The organism is Mesorhizobium sp. M0601, assembly GCF_040320845.1.
Classification (GTDB): domain Bacteria; phylum Pseudomonadota; class Alphaproteobacteria; order Rhizobiales; family Rhizobiaceae; genus Mesorhizobium.
In genome coordinates this window covers 357,673-364,529 of sequence record NZ_JAMYQK010000002.1, presented here as the reverse complement: position 1 = coordinate 364,529, position 6,857 = coordinate 357,673, and the positions used below count along the sequence as shown (strand labels likewise).

The 6,857-nt window shown below is 62.2% G+C and carries 5 protein-coding genes; all 5 read right to left on the bottom strand.

All coding sequences use genetic code 11. The features are described 5' to 3' along the window. Window positions 1–144: 144 nt before the first annotated feature. Window positions 145–1,257, bottom strand: a complete 1,113-nt coding sequence (locus NKI41_RS04100) for an ABC transporter ATP-binding protein (RefSeq protein ID WP_023680224.1) — start codon at window positions 1,255–1,257, stop codon at window positions 145–147. 25 nt (window positions 1,258–1,282) lie between these two features. Further along, window positions 1,283–2,947, bottom strand: a complete 1,665-nt coding sequence (gene bglA, locus NKI41_RS04095; protein ID WP_352681552.1) for a beta-galactosidase BglA — start codon at window positions 2,945–2,947, stop codon at window positions 1,283–1,285. 4 nt (window positions 2,948–2,951) lie between these two features. Continuing rightward, the gene (locus NKI41_RS04090; RefSeq protein WP_352452251.1) at window positions 2,952–4,106 is read right to left on the bottom strand and encodes a carbohydrate ABC transporter permease; all 1,155 of its coding nucleotides are present in this window, start codon (window positions 4,104–4,106) and stop codon (window positions 2,952–2,954) included. A gap of 1 nt (window position 4,107) precedes the next feature. Further along, window positions 4,108–5,121: a carbohydrate ABC transporter permease gene (locus NKI41_RS04085; RefSeq protein WP_023680221.1), complete on the bottom strand. Its 1,014-nt coding sequence runs from the start codon at window positions 5,119–5,121 to the stop codon at window positions 4,108–4,110. A 227-nt stretch (window positions 5,122–5,348) separates the two neighbouring features. Beyond that, window positions 5,349–6,704: an ABC transporter substrate-binding protein gene (locus tag NKI41_RS04080; RefSeq protein WP_352681550.1), complete on the bottom strand. Its 1,356-nt coding sequence runs from the start codon at window positions 6,702–6,704 to the stop codon at window positions 5,349–5,351. Between the last annotated feature and the right edge of the window lie 153 nt (window positions 6,705–6,857).

Sequence of the window (6,857 nt, the reverse complement as noted above, 5' to 3'; positions counted from 1 at the left end):
GTTAATGGCTACAAAAAAAATACACCCCGCGGGGCGGCGATCCTGAACAATAAACCCCCAAAACCGGCCTACGTGAAATCCCACACACCCGCGCGGGCCATTCCCCCCCGCTCTTGTCTCTTGCATGGCGGAAGAACGCCTGCTTCAAGCCGCCTTTGCTTCTGCTTCATGGAGCGCGAAAGAGCGCCCGTCCGCGTCGAAAATATGTAGGTCTCCGGCGTCCGCCGTCAGCCGCAGCGTCGCTCCGCGCTTGACCTCGACATTGCCCGGCAGCTTGGTCACCAGCGGCAGGTCGGCGCGGCCGATGTCGACATAGACGAGCTGGACCTCGCCGAGCTGCTCGACGTAATCGACCGTCCCTTCGAACAAATAGTCGGCGCCGGTGGCAATCATCAGATCCTCCGGCCGCACCCCGAAGCTCACCGCTGCGCCTTTCGCCGACGCAGGCGTTGCGATCGGCACCGTTGCCTTGCGGCCGCCGACATGGCTGACGACCGTCGGGTTGCCGGTCTTGTCGATCGTCGCCGGCAGGATGTTCATCGCCGGCGAGCCGATGAACTGGGCGACGAACAGATTGCCGGGCCGCTTGTAGAGCTCCATCGGCGTGCCGACCTGTTCGATATGGCCTTCCTTCAGCACCACGATGCGGTCGGCCAGCGTCATCGCCTCGACCTGGTCGTGGGTGACATAGATCATGGTTGTGGCCGGCATCGATTCCTTGAGCTTGGCGATCTCGATGCGGGTGGCGACACGCAGCGCCGCGTCGAGGTTTGACAGCGGTTCGTCGAACAGAAAAACCTTGGGATTGCGCACGATGGCGCGACCGATGGCGACGCGCTGGCGCTGGCCGCCCGACATCGCCTTGGGCAGACGGTCGAGATATTTGGTCAGCTGCAGGATCTCGGCCGCCTGGCGCACCCGCTTGTCGATCTCGGCCTTGCTTTCCTTGCCGATCTTCATCGAGAAGGCCATGTTGTCGTAGACGGTCATGTGCGGATAGAGCGCATAGGACTGGAACACCATGGCGATGCCGCGCTTTGACGGCGGCACGTCGTTGACGATCTCGCCGTCGATCTTGAGCTCGCCCGAGGTGATCTCCTCCAGCCCGGCGATGCAGCGCAGCAAGGTCGACTTGCCGCAACCAGAGGGACCGACGAAGACGATGAATTCGCCCGACTTTATGTCGAGGTCGACGCCGTGCAGAATGTTGAGATTGCCATATGATTTCCTCACTTGCCTTAGCGTGACATCGGCCATGGTACCCTCCAGTTCTTCCTTGAATTCAGTCGATACGCCCGAACCAGGCGCCGTAGCCGCCGAGGCGGATAGTGCCGGCGCCAGTCTGTCCCGAAAACCCGTGTCCCGGCAAGGGCTGCAATGAGCGGCCGCCAAGATCGACCTCGGCCGGCTTTGCTCCGAGATTGAAGGCGCAGACGATCTGCTCGTTGCCTTCGCGGCGCGTGAAGGCGACGGTGTCGCCCTCGCTTTCGATGAACTCGATATCACCCTTGGCCAGTGCCGGATGGGCGCGGCGGAAAGCGAGGAAGCGCCGGTAGTGCTCGAGCAGCGAGCCGTCGTCGCCTTGCTGCACATTGACGGCTTGCGCAAGGTGCTTGCTGGGCACCGGCAGCCAGGGCTTTGCCGTCGAGAAGCCGCCATTGCGGGCAGCGCCGTCCCAAACCATCGGCGTACGGCAGCCGTCGCGTCCCTTGAATTCAGGCCAGAAGCGGATGCCGTATGGGTCCTGCAGATCCTCGAAGCCGAGTTCGGCCTCGCTGAGCCCGAGCTCCTCGCCCTGATAGATACAGACCGAGCCGCGCAACGACATCAGCAGCGCCGAGATGACCTTGAGGTAGGCGGTCGGGTCGGGCTCGCCGGCTGCCCAGCGCGAGGCGGGACGCATCACGTCATGGTTGGAGAAGGCCCAGCACGACCAGCCGTCGCTGGCCACCTTGCCGAAGGTTTCCAGGACCGAGCGCACCCTTGCCGCGCTGATCTTCTCCGGCGCCAGGAAGTCGAAGGAGTAACACATATGCACGCGCTTGCCGCCGGCCGTATAGGCCGCCACCACTTCCAGCCCACGCTGCGAATCGCCGACCTCGCCAACCGCGGCCGTCGCCGGGTATTCGTCGAGCAAGGCGCGGAAGCGTTCGAGGAAGCCGAGGTTTTCAGGCCGGCTCTTGTCGTAGAGATGGTCCTGGTAGTTGTAGGGGTTGACGGCCGGCGCCGTCTGGTCGTTGCGCTGCTCGGGCGGCAGCGGCGGATTGTCTTCCAGGCCTTGGCTGTGGAAATAGAAATTGATGGTATCGAGTCGGAAGCCGTCGACGCCGCGCTCCAGCCAGAAGCGGGTGACGTCGAGCAGCGCGTCCTGGACCGCGCGGCTGTGGAAATTGAGGTCGGGCTGCTCGGCCAGGAAATTATGCAGGTAATATTGCTGGCGGCTGGTGTCCCACTGCCAGGCCGAGCCGCCGAAGATCGACAGCCAGTTATTGGGTGGCGTGCCGTCCGGTTTGGCATCCGCCCAGACATACCAGTCGGCTTTTGGATTGCTGCGGCTCGAGCGGCTCTCCTTGAACCAGGGATGGATGTCGGCGGTGTGCGAGAGCACCTCGTCGATCATCACCTTGAGGCCAAGCCGGTGCGCCTCTGCGGTCAGCGCGTCGAAGTCGGCCAGCGTGCCGAACATCGGATCGACATCGCAATAATCCGACACGTCGTAGCCAAAATCCTTCATCGGCGATTTGAAGAATGGCGAGATCCAGATGGCGTCGACACCGAGCGAGGCGATGTAGGCCAGCCGGCCGATCATGCCCCTGAGGTCGCCGATGCCGTCGCCGTTCGAATCCTGATAGCTGCGCGGGTAGATCTGGTAGATCACGGCACCTCGCCACCAGTCGCGATCGATAGCGAGATCTGGCTTCGGGGTGGCCTTCAAAGCGGATTGCATGATCTCAACCTCCTTTCACCGAGCCGGCAAGCAGCCCACGGACGAAATAGCGCTGCAGCGAGAAGAACACGATCAGCGGCACGATGATGGTGACGAAGGCCGATGTCGTCAGGATCTCCCAGTCGCCGCCGCGCGAGCCGAGCAACGCATTGAGCTTGGCGGTAAGCACGATCTGGTCGCCCTCGGTACCAAGGAAAACCATCGCCACCAGCAGATCGTTCCACACCCAGAGAAACTGGAAGATGGCGAACGAGGCCAGCACCGGGAACGACAGTGGCAGCACGATCTTGACGAAGATCTCGAAATCGCTGGCGCCGTCGATGCGCGCCGACTCCATGATCTCGCGTGGCAGGCCGGCGATATAGCTCCTCAGAAGATAGATGGCGAAAGGCAGGCCGAAGCCGGTATGGGCCAGCCAGATGCCGAGATAGGTCTTCGACGGCACGCCGAAGAAGCTGCCGACGCCGTTATAGAGCTTCAACAGCGGAATCAGCGACATCTGCAGCGGCACGACCAGGAGGCCGATGATGACGGCGATGAGCAGGGCCCGGCCAGGAAAGCGCATCCAGGCCAGCGCGTAGGCGGCGAACGCGGCGATCAGGATTGGAATGACGGTCGCCGGAATGGTGACGGTCAGCGAGTTCATGAAGGAGCGGCCGATGCCTTCCGAAAACAGCACCGTGTCGTAATTGTCGGTGGTGAATTTCGGCGGCGCCGACGAGGCGTAATAGACGCGCTGGCCGCGTTCGCTCTCGAAAGCCTTCGGCGAGGTCATGACGAAACTGCCGTCGGCATTGAGTTGCAGGGTGACGCCGTCGCCGAGATCGGCTGTCGAGCCGGCGGGATATTGCGTCGGCGCGGCCGACTTGACGCCAAAGGCGCTGATGTTGCGGGCCGGGCCGTCGCCGAAGATATTGCCTTGCAGGACGAACTTGCCCTCCTTCTCGACCTGCGCCGAGGCTGGCGGCAGCCGGCCGGCTTCCGTCTGGCTGGAACTGGTGAACGAGTTCCACCAGCCCGAAGCGATGATCTGATCCTTGTCGCGCAGTGACGAGACCAGAATGCCGAGCGTCGGGATCGTCCAGATCGCAACGAAGATGAAGACGGCGATGTGGACGCCGAAACGGCTGACAAAGGACTTTCCGGTCGACGCGGCCATCTCAATGCCCTTCCGTCTCTTTGTTCGCCTGGCGGATGTTCCAGACCATGATCGGAATGACCGCGATCATGATGATGATGGCGATGGTGGCGCCGCGGCCGAAATCGCCGCCGCCGCGGAACATCCAGTCGAACATCAGATTGGCCAGCACCTGGCTGTTCCACTGGCCGTTGGTCATGGTCAGCACGATGTCGAAAACCTTAAGCACCAGGATGGTGATGGTGGTCCAGACCACGGCGATGGTGCCCCAGATCTGCGGCACCATGATCTTCCAGAAGATCTGGAAAGGGTTGGCGCCGTCGATGACGGCGGCTTCCAGCGTCTCTTCCGGAATGCCGCGCAAGGCCGACGACAGGATGACCATGGCAAAGCCGGTCTGGATCCAGATCAGGATGACCATCAGGAAGAAGTTGTTCCAGAACGGCAGCGAGATCCAGACCTGCGGCTGGCCGCCGAAATACTGGATGATGGCGTTGAGCAGGCCGATCTGCGTCTGCCCGTCGCCGCGATATTCGTAGATGAATTTCCAGATGACGCTGGCGCCGACGAACGAGATCGCCAGCGGCAGGAAGATCAGGCTCTTGGCGATGGTGCCCCACCAGATCTTGTCGGTGAGCACGGCGATGATCAGCCCGAGGAAGGTGCAGGCGGCCGGCACCACCGCCAGCCAGATGATGTTGTTGAGGATCGAGTTGCGGAACTCGCGGTCGCCGAACGCCCATTGATAGTTGGCCAAGCCGACGAAATGGGCGCCGCCGCGATCAAGGAACGACAGCCTCAGTGTCTCCACCACCGGGTAGATCAGGTAGATGGTGAGGATAATCATCGCCGGGCCGACGAACAGCCAGGGCCGGATCACCCCCTGCCGGCGCAGATTGTTGATCGCCGCCTTGCCGGAAACGCCGCGTGCCGGAAAGATCGTGTCGAGTGCCTTGTTGGCGCCCCAGAAATAGGCGACGCAGCCGCCCACGCCGATGATGATGACGAATATCGCCGAGAAAATCTGAGCCGCCATGGGTCCCTCCCCCTGCGCACGGATCCGCCAGTCGAGAATGGCTTTGGCGACGGGATCATGCGCCGATTCAGTTGTCTGGAGCGCGACCAGCCGGAAAGCAGGTCACTGGGCGCGCGTCATGCCGGAATGCGTTGTGCTCACGACAATCGACGCGACGCCAAGCACCGGATAAGGTCCGGGCCGTTTGAGGCCCGGACCACATCACATTTGGAACTCAAGCCGGCCGCTTACTTGATCGCGTCCCAGCTTTTCTGGATGTCGGTGGCGACGTCCTGGGCGGACTTGCCGCCGACCAGGTCGATCATGCCGGTCCAGAACGCACCGGCGCCGATCTTGCCCGGCATCAGGTCGGACCCGTCGAAGCGGAAGGTCGAGGCGTTGGCCAGGATCTCGCCCTGCTTCTTCAGCGCGTCGCTGGCATAGGCGTCCTTGTTGACCGACTTGAACGGCGTCACGAAGCCGCCCTGCGCCATCCAGATCTCATGAGCGAGCGGCAGCTTCAGGAATTCGATGAACGCGCGGGCACTCTTGCTGTCTTTGGTGATCATGGCGAGCGTGCCGGCGCCGAGCACCGGAGTGCCGAGCTCGGGCTTGGAAGCGTAAGGCGGGAAGTAGAAGAAGTCGGCATCCTCGCCCATCTTGGTGCCTTGCGGGAAGAAGGTCGGGATGAACGATGCCTGATGGTGCAGATAACATTTCGGCGGCACCGAGAAGAGGCCCTTCGGGCTGTCACGGAAATCGGTCGCCGCAACCGCCTTGGCGCCGCCCTCGACCATCTTGTCGTCGGTGGCGATCTTGCCGAAAATGTCGATGGCGTTGACCACTGCCGGATCGTTGAACGGAATTTCGTTCTTCACCCATTTGTCGTAGGTCTCGGGCGTCTGGGTACGCAGCATGATGTCTTCGACCCAGTCGGTCGCCGGCCAGCCGGTGGCGCCGCCCGAACCAAGCCCGATGCACCATGGCGTGCCGCCGTCGGCGATGATCTTCTTTTCGAGCTCGGCAAGCTCTTCCTGCGTCTTCGGCACCTTGTAGCCGGCTTCCTCGAAATTGTCCGGCGAGTACCAGACCAGCGACTTCACGTCGGCCTTATACGGAAAGGCGAAGAAGCCGGGCTTGCCGTCCTTGTCCTTGAACGTGCCGAGATCGACCCAGGATTGGCCGGCGCCGTAATTGTCCTTGACCCAGTTGGCCGTATCGTCGCCGAGCGGCGTCAAAAGGCCCTTCGATGCCAGATCCTGGATCAGGCCCGGCTGCGGCAGCACGGCGATGTTGGGCGGGCTGCCGGCCTGCGTGTCGATGACGATCTGCTGCTCGTAATTCTCCGACGAGGAGTACTTGATCTCGGCGCCGGTGGCTTCGGAAAAGTAATCGAGGACGGTGCGGATAAGCCCTTCGTCCTCGCCGCGCCACGGCCCGAAGATCGTCAGCGTCTCGCCCTTGAGGTCGACTTTCTTGAGCTCTTCGTAGTTGGCCCAGTTGAAACGGGGATCTTCGCCCGGCTTGAACTTCAGTTCGGCTTGCGCCGGCATGGCGAGCGCAAGCGTGGCGAACGCAGCACCCAGCAGAAGCATTTTCTTCATCGGTATTCCCTCCCAGTGGTGACAAACACCGAACGAAACCTCCATTCCGTCCGCCGGCGCTGCAGGACTGTGACTCAGTCGGAAAGGAACTGCAACCTTTCGTAGAGTCTTCCAAAGCGCTTTGGTGATTTTGATCTCGCCACTGAATTGATC